This window comes from Nitrospirillum guaranorum (assembly GCF_034653275.1).
Taxonomy (GTDB): domain Bacteria; phylum Pseudomonadota; class Alphaproteobacteria; order Azospirillales; family Azospirillaceae; genus Nitrospirillum.
This window is the reverse complement of sequence record NZ_JAYEES010000002.1, coordinates 320,736-333,708: the sequence shown is the minus strand read 5'-3', so window position 1 is coordinate 333,708 and position 12,973 is coordinate 320,736. Positions and strand designations below refer to the sequence as shown.

16 protein-coding genes are annotated in these 12,973 nt (G+C 67.9%); 8 read left to right on the top strand and 8 right to left on the bottom strand.

Annotated elements, in window-relative coordinates:
- The first annotated feature begins 40 nt into the window (after positions 1 to 40).
- The 5 genes from UAJ10_RS07285 (at position 41) to UAJ10_RS07265 (ending at position 3,621) form a co-directional block, all read left to right on the top strand.
- Positions 41 to 1,186, top strand: coding sequence for a TIGR03032 family protein (locus UAJ10_RS07285; protein WP_322914719.1), 1,146 nt, complete (start codon positions 41 to 43; stop codon positions 1,184 to 1,186).
- A 131-nt stretch (positions 1,187 to 1,317) separates the two neighbouring features.
- The gene (locus UAJ10_RS07280; protein WP_322914718.1) at positions 1,318 to 1,839 is read left to right on the top strand and encodes a phage tail protein; all 522 of its coding nucleotides are present in this window, start codon (positions 1,318 to 1,320) and stop codon (positions 1,837 to 1,839) included.
- Positions 1,840 to 1,889: 50 nt separating this feature from the next.
- Positions 1,890 to 2,438 (top strand): phage tail protein, encoded by a 549-nt coding sequence (locus UAJ10_RS07275; protein ID WP_322914717.1) that lies wholly within the window; start codon positions 1,890 to 1,892, stop codon positions 2,436 to 2,438.
- A 75-nt stretch (positions 2,439 to 2,513) separates the two neighbouring features.
- The gene (locus UAJ10_RS07270) at positions 2,514 to 3,062 is read left to right on the top strand and encodes a phage tail protein (protein ID WP_322914716.1); all 549 of its coding nucleotides are present in this window, start codon (positions 2,514 to 2,516) and stop codon (positions 3,060 to 3,062) included.
- 19 nt (positions 3,063 to 3,081) lie between these two features.
- The gene (locus UAJ10_RS07265) at positions 3,082 to 3,621 is read left to right on the top strand and encodes a GNAT family N-acetyltransferase (protein ID WP_322914715.1); all 540 of its coding nucleotides are present in this window, start codon (positions 3,082 to 3,084) and stop codon (positions 3,619 to 3,621) included.
- Between the two features lie 28 nt (positions 3,622 to 3,649).
- On the opposite strand, the gene UAJ10_RS07260 is transcribed toward UAJ10_RS07265, so the two are convergent.
- The 6 genes from UAJ10_RS07260 to UAJ10_RS07235 form a co-directional block, all read right to left on the bottom strand.
- Positions 3,650 to 3,952 carry a DUF6916 family protein gene (locus UAJ10_RS07260; RefSeq protein ID WP_322914714.1) on the bottom strand — a complete coding sequence of 101 codons (303 nt, stop codon included), beginning with the start codon at positions 3,950 to 3,952 and terminating at the stop codon, positions 3,650 to 3,652.
- 83 nt (positions 3,953 to 4,035) lie between these two features.
- Positions 4,036 to 4,662, bottom strand: coding sequence for a hypothetical protein (locus UAJ10_RS07255; protein WP_322914713.1), 627 nt, complete (start codon positions 4,660 to 4,662; stop codon positions 4,036 to 4,038).
- A gap of 14 nt (positions 4,663 to 4,676) precedes the next feature.
- A complete protein-coding gene (locus tag UAJ10_RS07250; RefSeq protein ID WP_322914712.1) occupies positions 4,677 to 5,483 on the bottom strand; it encodes an ABC transporter permease in 807 nt (268 codons plus the stop codon).
- Positions 5,480 to 6,232, bottom strand: coding sequence for an ABC transporter ATP-binding protein (locus UAJ10_RS07245; protein WP_322914711.1), 753 nt, complete (start codon positions 6,230 to 6,232; stop codon positions 5,480 to 5,482). Before UAJ10_RS07245 ends, UAJ10_RS07250 begins: the two co-directional genes overlap by 4 nt.
- Positions 6,229 to 7,155: a PQQ-dependent catabolism-associated beta-propeller protein gene (locus UAJ10_RS07240; protein ID WP_322914710.1), complete on the bottom strand. Its 927-nt coding sequence runs from the start codon at positions 7,153 to 7,155 to the stop codon at positions 6,229 to 6,231. Before UAJ10_RS07240 ends, UAJ10_RS07245 begins: the two co-directional genes overlap by 4 nt.
- Before the next feature lie 125 nt (positions 7,156 to 7,280).
- Complete coding sequence (locus tag UAJ10_RS07235) at positions 7,281 to 8,537, bottom strand: ABC transporter substrate-binding protein (RefSeq protein ID WP_322914709.1); 1,257 nt, start codon at positions 8,535 to 8,537, stop codon at positions 7,281 to 7,283.
- 250 nt (positions 8,538 to 8,787) lie between these two features.
- Here UAJ10_RS07235 and UAJ10_RS07230 point away from each other — a divergent pair, with 250 nt between their 5' ends.
- The 3 genes from UAJ10_RS07230 to UAJ10_RS07220 are packed head-to-tail and all read left to right on the top strand — an operon-like array spanning position 8,788 to position 11,221.
- A complete protein-coding gene (locus tag UAJ10_RS07230) occupies positions 8,788 to 9,777 on the top strand; it encodes an ABC transporter substrate-binding protein (protein WP_322914708.1) in 990 nt (329 codons plus the stop codon).
- Positions 9,774 to 10,541 carry an ABC transporter permease gene (locus UAJ10_RS07225; protein WP_322915014.1) on the top strand — a complete coding sequence of 256 codons (768 nt, stop codon included), beginning with the start codon at positions 9,774 to 9,776 and terminating at the stop codon, positions 10,539 to 10,541. Before UAJ10_RS07230 ends, UAJ10_RS07225 begins: the two co-directional genes overlap by 4 nt.
- A complete protein-coding gene (locus tag UAJ10_RS07220) occupies positions 10,538 to 11,221 on the top strand; it encodes an ATP-binding cassette domain-containing protein (RefSeq protein WP_322914707.1) in 684 nt (227 codons plus the stop codon). The genes UAJ10_RS07225 and UAJ10_RS07220 overlap by 4 nt, the downstream gene beginning before the upstream one ends.
- Here UAJ10_RS07220 and UAJ10_RS07215 read toward each other — a convergent pair.
- Positions 11,218 to 11,727 carry an SRPBCC domain-containing protein gene (locus tag UAJ10_RS07215; RefSeq protein ID WP_322914706.1) on the bottom strand — a complete coding sequence of 170 codons (510 nt, stop codon included), beginning with the start codon at positions 11,725 to 11,727 and terminating at the stop codon, positions 11,218 to 11,220. The genes UAJ10_RS07220 and UAJ10_RS07215 overlap by 4 nt on opposite strands.
- Positions 11,728 to 11,782: 55 nt before the next feature.
- The gene (locus UAJ10_RS07210) at positions 11,783 to 12,856 is read right to left on the bottom strand and encodes a LacI family DNA-binding transcriptional regulator (RefSeq protein WP_322914705.1); all 1,074 of its coding nucleotides are present in this window, start codon (positions 12,854 to 12,856) and stop codon (positions 11,783 to 11,785) included.
- Between the last annotated feature and the right edge of the window lie 117 nt (positions 12,857 to 12,973).

The window sequence follows — 12,973 nt, the reverse complement described above, 5'->3', positions numbered from 1 at the left end:
TCGCGGTAGCGGTCCAGGATAAGATGGTACCCCCCAGTTTTTGCCCTCGCCCGGCTTCGCCTCTTGGCTGGAACAGACGGGGGGCAGCCTCATCCTCTCCACCTACCAATCCGGCCGTCTGATCTTCCTCTATATGATGGAGGGGGGGCTGCACGTGCTGGACCGGGTGGTCGGTACCGCCATGGGGCTGGCCGTCGACGACGACAAGCTGTGGGTGGGCAACCGGGAGCAAATCTGGAAGTTTGCCAACACCGGTCCGGCCGTTGTCGACGGCAAGGGCTACGGTGCCGTCTACATGCCGCGTAAAGGCTATTTCGTCGGGCCGTGCGACACCCACGACATCATCGCCAACGCCACCTTCCAGGGCGAGCACCACGAACTGGTGTTTTCCAGCACCAGCTTCAGCTGCATTGCCGCCTTGGACGAGCAGTATAGCTTCCGGCCCCTGTGGATGCCGGACTTCGTCACCGCCCTGACCGCCGAGGATCGCTGCCACCTGAACGGCATCGGCGCCCGTGACGGCCGGGTCGCCTATGCCACCATATGCGGGCGCTATGACGAGCCCATGGGGTGGCGGGCGGGCCGCAATGGCGGCGGCATGGTGGTCGACCTGGAATCGGGCGAGGTCGTCGCCCAGGGCCTGTCCATGCCCCATTCCCCCCGGTGGTACCGTGACCGGCTCTGGCTGCTGAATTCCGCCGCCGGAGAGTTCGGCTACGTCGACCCCGACCGGGGCGGCTTCATCTCCGTGGCCGATTGCCCGGGCTTCGCCCGCGGGCTGACCTTCCTGGGTGACCATGCCATCATTGGCCTGTCACAGCTGCGACCGAACAGCTTCGGCAAAGGGATGGCGCTGCATGACAAGTTGGCGGCGGGCCAGATACAGCAGCGCTGCGGGTTGCAAATTATCGATCTGCGCACCGGCCGCAACGCCCACTGGCTGACCATCGCCGGGCCGGTTACCGAACTTTACGACGTGGCGTTCAAGCCCGGGATCCAGCGGCCCTACTGCCCAGGGTTCCGTGAGCCCTATATGCATCAGCAGCGGGTGCACCTGCCGGAGACGCGGTTCGAACATCCCTATCGCGGCAAATTGCAGATGCTGCGGACGCGGCCGCCAGAGCCGGCCCAGCAGGCGCCGGCCGGGACCGAAGGAAACGGCGCGGCTCCGCCATTGGATAAATAAGGAACCTAGCCTTATGCGCGATTATCGCTGTGGTGTTTGACGAGGGGCGCGTGTATCTTCCCGGTTAAATTACCTAAGAATGTAAGAACCCCTCACATATTCCCTCAATTCAAACCAAGGGGAGGTGGACGATGGACCCATTTGTCGGTGAAATCCGCATTTTCACCTGGAACTGGGCGCCCAAGGGCTGGGCTGTGTGCAACGGCGCCACAATGAACTTGCAGCAGAACGTGGCGCTGTACTCGTTGATCGGCGTTCTGTACGGCGGCAACGGCACCACCAACTTCAACTTGCCGGATCTACGGGGTCGCACTCCCCGCCATCTCAGCCAGCAGCAGCCGCAGGTCGGCGTGTCCGCTGGCTCGGAAACCGTGACGCTGCTGGCGGCCAACCTGCCGCAGCATACCCATTCCACCAACGTGGCGAACAGCAACGGCACCACGCCGCCCGCCGCGTTGACGGGGCGCTTGCCAGGCAATTGCAGCGCGACCACGCCGGTTTACATTCCGGCCGCCAATGCCGGCACGCCCGTTGCTTTGAACCAGGCCAGCATCGCCGTTGCCGGCGGCAGCAGTCCGGTCCCGAACATGCAGCCCTGGATCACGGCGAATTACTGCATCGCCGTATCCGGCATTTTCCCGCCCCGGAACTGACGGTTCCCCTCATTCCGGTTTCCCTTATCGACGTATATGGGAGGACACGCATGTCCGAATGCTTCCTGGGCGAGATCCGCATGTTCGCCGGAGCCTACGTCCCTCAGGACTGGGCCGCCTGCGATGGTGCCCAGATTTCCGTCAGCCAGAACCAGGCCTTGTTCGCGCTGATTTCAACGACATATGGCGGCAACGGCGTCACCACCTTCAACCTGCCGGATTACCGCGGCCGCACGCCCATCGGCCAGGGCCAGGGCACGGGCCTGACGAACCGCGTGCTGGGCCAGAATGGCGGGACGGAACAGGTGACCTTGACCGTCGCCAACACGCCGGCGCACACCCATCCTTTCTATGCCAGCACGGCCGACGCCACCGCGACGACGGTGTCGGGCAACATGTTCGCCAAGAACACATCGACGACGGTGAAGGGCCCCTACACGGCCGACACCGCTGGGACGATCGGGCAGCTTTATACCAGCTTCATCCAAAGCGCTCTGGGGACCTCTGGTGGCGCCGCTTTGCCTCATGACAACCTGATGCCGTTCCTCGTGGTCAATTATATCATCGCCACGCAAGGCATTTTCCCCAGCCGCAATTGAGCGCGTACGCCGCTTATTCCAGGGCCAACGCCATTTGCGCCTTGTCCGCCATTTATTTCCGCGAGGAATCCCGCCATGGCTGATCCATTCACCGGTGAAATCCGCGCTTTTGCCTTCACCTTCCCGCCCCAGAACTGGTCCCAGTGCAATGGCCAGCAGGTGGCGATCCAACAGAACAACGTCCTGTACGCCATCATCGGCAACACGTACGGCGGCGACCTGCAGAGCTACTACAACCTGCCCAACATGCTGGGCCGCATCCCCGTGGCGGCCGGCGCTGGCATAGGTCTGACCCAGCGCACGGTGGGTCAAACCGGCGGCGCGGATACGGTGGCGCTCACATCCACCAATTTCCCAGCCCACAGCCACATGATGGACGTTGATTCGCCGTCCAATCCGGCGAACTACGTTGGATCGCCGACCGCGGCGACTTATCTCACCCGGACCACCGGTGAATTCATTTACGTGGCGCCCACCTCCACGGCGCCGACGGGCTACTCTCTGGCCGCCGCCAGCATTGGCGCCACCGGCACGGCGACGCCGGCGCCCCGGGCCAATGACCAGCCCTATCTGGTGATGAATTTCTGCATCTGCCAGTATGGCGAATTCCCCAGCCGTCAGTGATGCCGGTATGGATGTCGTGATGGTGGATACCGTCGTCGCCGATCCGTCGGCGCTGGTGCTTTCCCCCGACCTGCTGGCGCGCGGCCTGTCCCTGCGCGCCATGCGGGCGGGGGACGCCGACTTCATGCGCGACCTCTACGTCTCCCACCGGTGGGAGGAGATGCAGGCCGCCCCCTGGTCGGACGAGGAACGCCTGGCCTTCCTACGGGACCAGGCGCGCCTTCAGGCCGCGCACTACGACCTGCATTACCACGATGCGGATTTCCTGGTCCTGGAAATGGCCGGCCAGCCTATCGGCCGGCTGTATCTATTCCGCCGGAATCTGAAGGATCTGCGCATCGTGGAAATCGGACTGATGCCCGATTGGCGCGGCCGGGGCTTGGGCGGCGCCTTGCTGCGCTGGGTGCAGGATGTGGCGCGGGATGGCGGCTATGCCCTTTGCTCCATCCATGTGGAGCAGAACAACCCGGCGCGGCGCTTGTACCATCGTCTGGGCTTCACGGATGTGGAACCGGTCGGCCCTTACATGCTGATGCATTGGATCATGCCGGCGGCCTGATCGCCGCCGGCATGCATCCGCGACGCGGTCAGCTGAATACGGCCTGGTAATAGAAGGTGCCGCTCTCATTACGGCCCAGGGGAACCAGGAAAATCTCCAGCGTGCCCAGGGCGGGGTGCGTCAGAGGGTGGATCTGCTGGTGCAGAACCGTATTCGGATCGCTGCCACTGAAGAAAAGAGAGAACGGGTCGCGGAAGCGGCCCGGTGCCACACTTTTTTTGCCGTGATCGACCTGATAAAGCTTCAATGTTTCTTGGTAATCCGGATACGTGACCGTGAATTCCTGATCGACCAACGGCAGGAAATGTTCGGCCTTCAGTTCACCCAGCATGATGTAACCGCCCAATTAACTTGAAGAAGGCGGCACTATACCATGGCAGTGACGGTGGGGAATGAAAAAAGGGTGTGGCGGCGCTACGACGGCAGGCGGCTTGTCAGCACCCGGGCATAGGCGCCCAGGCGCGCTTCCAAATCCACCGGCACCTCGCAGGTGTAGCGCAGGGTGCGCTCCACCTCCTCGAAATTGCGGATGAGATAGCCCCGGCGCTGCACGATCTCCGCCCGCTGTTGCTGCTGTGCCGGGTCGGCGGTCTGGGGGGGGATGGCCTGCAGTTCGGTGGTGGCCTTGGACACCAGCTCCCCCATGTCGCGCTGGCGGCGCGCCAGCTCCTGGATGCGGGTGATGACGGCGCCGCGCTGGCCGTTGACCTCCTCCACGATGCCGGCGAAGACCTTGGGGTAGAGGTCGGCCCGCTGGCCTTTGGGCACCTTGTCGGCGAAGCGGGCCAGGGCCTTTTCCCCTTCATCCGCCGGGATGTCGCGCGGGGCGGTGGCCTGTACCACGGCCGCCACGCGCTTATCGGCCCGCCAATCCACATGGTCCGGCAGCGGTGGGCCCGCCCAATAGGTGGCGGCGGTCAGCTGCGGCACCAGGCGCTGGTGGCAGGGCCAGTCCGGATTCGTCTGGCCGGCCGGCGGGGGCGGGGCGGCCAAGGCGGTGGTGGCTGTCAGGGTCAGGGCAAGGCTCAACAGCAGGCGCATGGATACACCCTTCCTCATTCACCGCCGCCCCGTCGGGCCAGCAGGCCGCGGCCGGGGTTGTAGCCCCAGACCGCCAGGATCATGAACAGCAGCGTGGCCCCCGCCACCACCCCGGCCGACAGCGGCGCCACCTGGCCGTACAGCGCGAAGCGGATCAGCTCCGTCGCGTGGGTGAAGGGGTTGGCCTGGCATATCCAATAGAGCGTCAGGCTGCTCTCCTTCACCCGCCACAGCGGATAGAGGGCGGAGGAGGCGAAGAACATGGGGAAGATGACGAAGTTCATCACCCCGGCGAAGTTCTCCAACTGGCGGATGAAGGATGACAGCACCAGGCCCAAAGCCCCCAGCATGAGACCGGACAGGACCAAGGCCGGCAGCACGCTGACATAGCCCAGGGGCGGCGGATCGATTTCCCAGAACCAGGCGATGGCGAGGAAGATGTAGGCCTGCACCACCGACACCACCACGCTGGCCAGCAGCTTGGCCGTCAGCAGGAACCAGCGGGGGAAGGGGCTGACCAGCAGGGTCTTCATGCTGCCCATCTCCCGGTCGTACACCATGGAAAGGGAGCTTTGCATGCCGTTGAACAGCTGGATCATGGCCAGCAAGCCCGGGGCGATGTAGACCTCGTACGGGATGTAGGTGTCGTAGGGCGGAATGATGGACACGCCCAGGACGAAGTGGAAGCCGGCCGCGAAGATGGCCAGCCACACCAGCGGCCGCACCAGGGCCGAGAAGAAGCGCCCGCGCTGCTGCGTCCAACGCAGCGCCTCGCGCCTCACGATGCCGCCCAGGCAGCGGGCGTAGTGCACGGGGGTCATCGCGCGGCCCCCGTCAGGGTGTCGAAGGCGGCGCGCAGGGTGGGCGCGCCGGCGCGGGCGGCCACTTGGGGCACGGGCCCTTGGTCCAGAACCTCGCCCTGGTGCAGCACGATGACCTTGGCGGTGTCGTCCGCCTCATCGATCAGGTGGGTGGCCCACAGCACGGCCATGTCCCGGCTGCGGCACAGGTGGCGGACGTGGTCGATCAGGAAGCGGCGGCTTTCGATGTCCAGGCCCACCGTGGGCTCATCCAACAGCAGCAGGGCGGGGTCGTGCACCAGGGCGCGGGCCAGTTCCACCCGCCGCCGCTGGCCGCCGGACAGCTGGCGCACCCGCGTGTTCCGCCGGTCGGCCAGGCCCACGCGCTCCAGCTCCTCCTCGATGCGGGTCCGGGCGCGGGCGCCGCCCAGGCCGTGCAGGCTGGCATGATAGGCCAGATTCTGCCGCACCGTCAGGTCCAGGTCCAGGGTGGGTTGCTGGAACACCACGCCCATGGCGGCGAGCGCGGCGGAAGGCTGGCGGCGGATGTCGTGGCCGAAGACGGCGATGCGCCCCTGCCGGCTGTGATACAGGCGGGTCACCAGGGCGAACAGCGTGGTCTTGCCCGCCCCATTGAGGCCCAGCAGCACGGTGAAGTCGCCGGGGGCCAGGCTGAAGCCCACGTCGCGCAGGACCTGGCGGGGCCCGAAGGCATGGCTGAGGCCCGACACATCCAACGCCGCGGTGGCAAGCTGCGCGGCTGGCGTCACGGCGCCACCACCACGCCCCAGGGCAGGCGGCCCACCGGCACCGACTTCACCACCTTCAGCGCGTCGACATCGATGACCGACAGGTCGTTGCTGACGCCGTTGGTGGTGTACAGCCGCTTGCCATCGCCGGAGAAGGCCAGGTTCCATACCCGCTGGCCCACCAGCAGGTACTTCTTGACCTGGTAGCTGTGGGTGTCGATGACGGCGACGCGGTTGGCCGGGCCCAGCGCCACGAAGGCGGTGGTGCCGTCGCCCGACAGCTGGATGCCCACCGGCTGGATGGATTCCTTGGGCACCCCGGGGATGTCGAAATGGATGGTCTGGATGACCTTGTGCTGGGCAGAGTCGATGATGCTGACGGTGCCGCCCACCTCCGCCGACACCCATACCTGCGACCCGTCCTTGGTCCACTGCGCCACACGCGGCCGGCTGCCCACCAGCACGTTGGCCAGCACCTCATGGCTCTGGGTGTCGATGAAGTGGGCCATGCTGGTGGTTTCCGACGTGTTCACCAGGACCTTGCCGTCCGGGCTGATGCCCATGCCCTCCGGCTCCACCCCCACGGGGATCTCGGTGACGATGCGGCCGGCGGCGATGTCCAGCACCGACACCATGTTGTCGTTCTCGTTGGAGACGTACAGCGTCTTGCCGTCGGGGCTGAGGGTGAACAGCTCCGGATCCGGGCCGCTGGGCAGGGTGCGGTTGACCGTCAGGCTGGCCAGATCCAGCACCTCGATATGGTCGGCGTCGCTGGTGCAGATGTAGAGCGACTGGCCATCCTTGGACAGGGTGATGCCGCGCGGCCGGGCGCCCACCTTCACCGTCTTCACGACGGCCAGCGTCCCGGCGTCCACCACCGTGATGGTGTTGTCCTTCTCATTGGACACCAGCAGCCGTTCGGCCATCGCCGGTGAACTGAACATCAGCGCCGCCAGCATGAGAAACAGGCCGGCGACCGCCGGCCCCGCAGCGTTTTGGGGAGCGGAGCGGACTGAAACGCGAGGAAGCCAAGCCGCCGGATGGCGGCGCCCGGCGCTTGAGGGCATCATCAAAGATGGCATGTCGTCTCCGGCTGGTCGGGACCCAGCGTGTCCAGTTCCGATGTCTCATGCAGGAAGCCCGGCTGCGGCGAGACGGACACCAGGGAGCGCGCGTCGGCCAGCAGCACCGGCTGGCGCAATTGCCCGTCCCAGGCGCGGAAACTCAGCCGCGCGCCCTTGAAGGCGGCCAGTTCGAATTCGGGCTTGCGCAGATAGGCGGTCATCGCGGCCCCCTCCACGCTGCCGCCCCGGGTGGCGGCCTCACCCAGGGCCCGCACCGCCATCCAGGCGCCGTAGTCCCGCTCCGTCATCCAGCGGCCGGCCTGCTTCAGGAAGCGGGCCTGCAGTTGTGTGGCGCCCCATTGCTCGAAGGGGCGGGCCCAGGCGGCGGGCACCAGCCCCTGGGTGCCGGCCACGGGCCGGGGGTCGGTGGCGCGATAGCCCAGGTCATCGCCGAAATTGTCGCCCTCATCCGCCACCACCAGCACGTCGTACTTGAGCCCTTGCGTGAAGCGCGCCACCTCCGCCCCGATGGCGTAATGGCCGGTGTCGGTGCGCCGGGCGCCGGGGTCGTAGGTCCAGGGCTTGTCCGCCACGATCTTCAGGCGGAATTTGCGCGCCGATTTGCGCAGCGCATCGGCGTACAGCTTGTCCTCGGGGTTGGGCCCCGCCACCAGCAGGATGTCGCGCCAGTTCTTGATGGTCAGGTACTGCATCAGAGCGTCGGCCAGCATGGCGCGGCTGGGCAGCAGATGCAGGACGTTGCGCCGGCACTGGTCGCCGCGCAGGGCGTCGTCCGTGCTGGTGGCGTCCAGCAGGGTGGCGTCCTTGGCTTCGGGCAGGTCGGCCAGGCGCAGCAGCAGGTCGGCCGGCACGTCGGTGACGAAGGCGCGATAGCCTTGGCCCGCCAGCTTCCTGAAGGCGGCCACCACGGCGTCGGCGTCCGGCTCCAGCGCCTCTTCCAGATGATAGGCCTGGTGGATGAAGCGGCCGGTGGTGATGTTATCGGCCAAGCCCAGGCGGGCGCCCTGCACCCCCTCATCCTCTGGCGGTTGGTCCAGGAAACTCTGCGGCAGCACCCGCTTTTGCACCAGCGCCAGATAGGCGATGTTGGCGACGGGGTCGGGCCTGGCATCCGATCTGGGGGCGGCTGGAGCCTTTGCGGCGGGCGGGGCGGCATACGCGGTCTGTCCGGCCAGCAGCAGGCCGGAAAGGATCACGCCTATGGGATACACGCCTATGAAGCCATGGCGGCGGTTGGGCATCTCCGCCGTCTCCTTAACCGTCAGACCAGGGACCGCCGAGCGATAATGGCCTGGGCCATCCGGGGCCGCCATAGGAAATCAGGGCCATAAATCAGCGCGCTGTCTCATTCTATAGTCGTAGAGGGGTCGGGTTGACAGCGGCGAAGAGGGCGGCCCGATAATGGCTGCCGAAACCAGGAACAAGCCCGGAGACCACTCTGGGTCCGGCGCCCCCGGCCGGCGCGGAGGATGCCCCGATTTGGATGTCCCCATGACCATGACACGCCGCCGCCTGTTGGCCACGGGGCTTGCCGCGTCGGTGCCCGTCCGGGCCCGGGCCGCCGGTGCGCCGGCCTTGCGCGTCGGCATCCTGCGCTACGGCACCGTGTCGTGGGAACTGGACGTCATCCGCCGCCATGGGCTGGACGCGGCCCACGGCCTGACCATCGTCCCCCAGGAGTTCGCCACCGGCCAGGCGACGCAGGTGGCGCTGCAGGCGGGCCAGGTGGACACCATCGCCGTGGATTGGCTGTGGGTGGCGCGGCAGCGCGCGTCAGGGGGCGATTGGACCTTCATCCCCTTTTCCAATTCCGCCGGCGCGTTGATGGCGCCGGCGCAGGGGCCCGTGACCACGGTGCCCGACCTGCCCGGCCGCCGCCTGGGCATCGCCGGCGGCGCGCTGGACAAGAACTGGCTGATCCTGCGCGCCTATGCCCAGCGCCAAGCCGGCATCGACCTGGACCGCGCGGCGGAGAAGACCTTCGGCGCCCCGCCCCTGCTGGCCAATGCGCTGGCGGCCGGCCGGCTGGACGCCGTGCTGACATACTGGCCCTTCGCCGCCAGGGGCCAGGCGGCGGGCCAGCGCACCCTGCTGACGGTGGAGGACGCGGTGACCGGCCTGGGCGTCCAGGGCGCGCCGCCCATGGTGGGCTACGTCTTCTCCGACCGGTGGGCCAAGGCCAATGCCGCTGTGCTGGAGGGCTTCATCGCCGCCAGCCGCCAGGCGCGCGACCTGCTGGTCAAGGATGAGGCGGAATGGCCCAGGCTGCGCCCCCTGGCGGACGCCGGCGGCGACGCGGAGTTCGACGCCCTGCGCGACTGGTACCGGCGCGGCATTCCCCGCCATTGGGGTCCGGCGGAACAAGGGGCCGCCGCCCAGCTGTACCGGGTGCTGGCCTCGGTGGGCGGCCCGGCGCTGGTGGGCGACGGTGGTGACACGCTGCCGGCCGGCACCTTCTGGCAGGCGGCGCAATCTTGGTGAGTCGGGAGGGGGCGGACCGGGGCCGGGCCTGGCTGATCCGCGCGCTGTCCGTCCTGGTCCTGCTGCTGGTGTGGGAGGCGGCGGGGCGCCTGGCGGCCAGCCCCCTAGCGCCGCCGGCCTCCACCGTGCTGGCCGTCATGGCGCGTGAGACGGCGTCGGGCGCCTTGCCCCACCATGTCGGCATCACCCTGGCCCGGGTGGCGGTGTCCTTCCTGCTGGCCATGGGGGCGGGCACGGCGCTGGGCCTGGCCATGGGGTGGTGGCGTACGGTGGACCTGTGGCTGGACAGCGCGCTGCTGCTGCTGCTGAACCTGCCGGCCCTGGTGCTGATCGTCCTGCTCTACGTCTGGTTCGGCCTGACGGAGGCGGCGGCCATCACGGCCGTGGCGCTGAACAAGCTGCCCACCACCGCCGTCACCGTGCGCGAGGGCGTGCGGGCCCTGGATGCGGAGTTGCTGGAGATGGGGCGGGCCTTCCGCTACGGCCGCGTCGCCACCCTGCGCCACATCGTGCTGCCGCAGCTGCTGCCCTATCTCTTCGCCGCCACCCGGTCCGGCCTGGCGCTGATCTGGAAGATCGTGCTGGTGGTGGAGCTGCTGGGCCGCAGCGACGGCGTCGGCTTCCAAATCCAGGTCTATTTCCAGCTGTTCGACGTGGCCCACATCCTGGCCTACGCCCTGGCCTTCATCCTCATCGTCCAGATCATCGAATGGGCGGCGCTGCAACCGCTGGAGCGCCGGGCGGCGCGGTGGCGGGCGTCATGACCCGGCTGACCGTCGATATCCGCGAGAAACGCCTGGCCGGCCGGCCGGTGCTGGGCGGCCTGGCCTTCAGCCTGGACGTGGGTGAGGTGACGGCCGTGGTCGGCCCCTCCGGCTGCGGCAAGAGCACGCTGTTGCGCCTGGTCGCCGGGCTGGATCGCGAGGTGACGGGCATCGTGCGGTGGAGCGGGGCGGTCCCCCGCCTGGGAGTCGTCTTCCAGCAGCCCCGGCTGCTGCCCTGGCGCACGGTGCGGCAGAACCTGACCCTGGCCGGCGCCGACGCGGCGGAGGGGGACCGCCTGTTGGAGCGGCTGGGCCTGGCGGCCAAGGCCGATGTCTGGGCCTCACACCTGTCCTTGGGCATGGCGCGGCGCCTGGCGCTGGCCCGCGCCTTGGCGGTCGATGCCCAGGCCCTGCTGCTGGACGAGCCCTTCGCCTCCCTGGATGAGGGCAACCAGCGCCTGGCCCGCGCCGTGCTGCGCGAACACCTGCTGCGCCGGCCGGTGCCCACCCTGCTGGTCACCCATGACCTGGCGGAGGCGGTGGCCCTGGCCCAGCGCGTGCTGGTGCTTTCTTCCGGCCCCGCCCGCCTGCTGTTCGACCAGGCGGTTCCGGTCGAGGTCCGCACCGATCCCGCCCGGGCGGCGGCCACCGTGGCGGCCTTGCGCGACCTGGCCCGTTAGGGCACGCCGCCCCTGCCGGAAAGCAGGCCGCCGAGCTGCGCCAGCTGCTCCGGCAACGCCGCGGCCGAGCCCTGCAGCGCTTCCTCAAGCGCCTCCCTGGACGGATAGGCTTCGTGGAAAGTCAGCAGCGTCTTCCCGCCCAGATCCTCGAAGGTCACGGTGGTGATCGCGCCCTCTTCACCCTCGTCGTTGGTCCAGACGATGCGCTCGTTGGGCACCACCTCGAGGTACTTGCCATGGAAGGCCATGGTGTCCGAACCGCCGGCGGCGAATTCCAGCCGATACGTTCCGCCGGTACGGACGTCCAGGTCGCACGAGACGAGCGAAATGCCGGGTACCGACTTCGGCACCCACCAGCGCTGAAACAGCTCCGGCTGGCACCACGCCCTGTAAACCGTGCCCGGCGGCGCGTCGAACGTCCGCGTCACGATGAGTTCACGGTCGCCCTTGCGCTCGACGGACGTGGGGGTCCGCTCACCACCGGCACCGTCAACGTGCTGAGTCATCGCCTTCCTCCCGTTTCATTCCGTCGATGATTTCATCCAATACGCGCGGCTGGCCCTAGCCCGCCTTCTTGGCGCGGCGGCGTGCCGGGCTCTGCGCTTTCGGCGGGGCGGTGGAGGCGCGCACCACCAGCTCATGCGACACCAGGCGGTGGGGCACGGTGGCGTCGCCGCGCGGACGCTCCATAAGGCGGGAGATCAGCAGATCCGCCGCCTCCTCCCCCAGCTTGCGCATGGGCTGTCGCACGGTGGTCAAGGGCGGCCAGGTCATGCTGGCGATGGGGCAATCGTCGAAGCCGGCCACCGACAGGTCGTCGGGCAGGCCAAGGCCCCGCGCCTGGGCCACGACGATGACGGCGGCGGCCATCTCGTCATTGCAGGCGAAGATGGCGGTGGGCGGCTCCGGCAAACTCAGCAGCCGCTCGGCGCAGGGCAGGGCGGAGGGGAAGGTGAAGGCGCCATGCTCGATCAGGTCCGGATCCTCGGCGATGCCCAGTTCCGCCAGCGCGTCGCGATAGCCCAGGTGGCGGCGGTCGGTGGCGCCGTGGTTGGCGGGGCCCTTGATCAGGCCGATGCGGCGGTGGCCCAGCGACAGCAGGTGGCGGGTGAGGGCGGCCGCCGCCTGCCGCTCATCGATCCAGACGGAGGAGAAGGTGTCGCCGCCGCTTTCCGCCGTCACCCGCACCAGGGGGATGCCGCTTTCCGTCAGCACCGACAGCACGCGCGGCTCGTCGGTGATGGGGGCGGTCAGCACCACGCCGTCGGGGCGCAGCCAGTCCAGCACGGCGCGCACCCGCCGCTCCACATCCTGGCCGCGGTAGTCGATCTCCTCGATCAGCAGGTGATAGCCTCGCGCGCGGCAGCGGTTCAGCAGGCCCACCTGGATTTCCATGGTGTAGGGGCCGGCCGGGTCGCCGTAGAGATGGCCCAGCAGATAGGATCGTTTGCCGGCCAGCGTGCGCGCCGACATGTTGGGGTGATAGCCCAGGTCGTGGATGGCCTTCATCACCTTGTCCAAGGTGGCGCGGTTGACGTAAGGCTCGCCGTTCAGCACACGGGACACGGTCTTGATGGAAACCCCGGACTCACGGGCGACGTCGATGATCGTCGGTTTCCGGGCGTCATTCCCCATGTGGCATCGCTCCCCTCGGCACCAGCTATCACTACCCCTGTAATGGCACAAAAAAGAAAGGGCGGCACGATCGCAATCATGCCGCCCGGAGTGGGCGCATAGTCCCCGGGGAGAGGG

Coding starts and splice junctions, on each gene's coding strand:
- UAJ10_RS07260 (WP_322914714.1), bottom strand. CDS start 3,952: ATGCTGGGTGAACTGAAGGCCGAACATTTCCTGCCGTTGGTCGATCAG.
- UAJ10_RS07220 (WP_322914707.1), top strand. CDS start 10,538: ATGACCCGGCTGACCGTCGATATCCGCGAGAAACGCCTGGCCGGCCGG.
- UAJ10_RS07235 (WP_322914709.1), bottom strand. CDS start 8,537: ATGCCCAACCGCCGCCATGGCTTCATAGGCGTGTATCCCATAGGCGTG.
- UAJ10_RS07250 (WP_322914712.1), bottom strand. CDS start 5,483: ATGACCCCCGTGCACTACGCCCGCTGCCTGGGCGGCATCGTGAGGCGC.
- UAJ10_RS07280 (WP_322914718.1), top strand. CDS start 1,318: ATGGACCCATTTGTCGGTGAAATCCGCATTTTCACCTGGAACTGGGCG.
- UAJ10_RS07215 (WP_322914706.1), bottom strand. CDS start 11,727: ATGACTCAGCACGTTGACGGTGCCGGTGGTGAGCGGACCCCCACGTCC.
- UAJ10_RS07270 (WP_322914716.1), top strand. CDS start 2,514: ATGGCTGATCCATTCACCGGTGAAATCCGCGCTTTTGCCTTCACCTTC.
- UAJ10_RS07275 (WP_322914717.1), top strand. CDS start 1,890: ATGTCCGAATGCTTCCTGGGCGAGATCCGCATGTTCGCCGGAGCCTAC.
- UAJ10_RS07230 (WP_322914708.1), top strand. CDS start 8,788: ATGACCATGACACGCCGCCGCCTGTTGGCCACGGGGCTTGCCGCGTCG.
- UAJ10_RS07255 (WP_322914713.1), bottom strand. CDS start 4,662: ATGCGCCTGCTGTTGAGCCTTGCCCTGACCCTGACAGCCACCACCGCC.
- UAJ10_RS07265 (WP_322914715.1), top strand. CDS start 3,082: ATGGTGGATACCGTCGTCGCCGATCCGTCGGCGCTGGTGCTTTCCCCC.
- UAJ10_RS07240 (WP_322914710.1), bottom strand. CDS start 7,155: ATGTTCAGTTCACCGGCGATGGCCGAACGGCTGCTGGTGTCCAATGAG.
- UAJ10_RS07210 (WP_322914705.1), bottom strand. CDS start 12,856: ATGGGGAATGACGCCCGGAAACCGACGATCATCGACGTCGCCCGTGAG.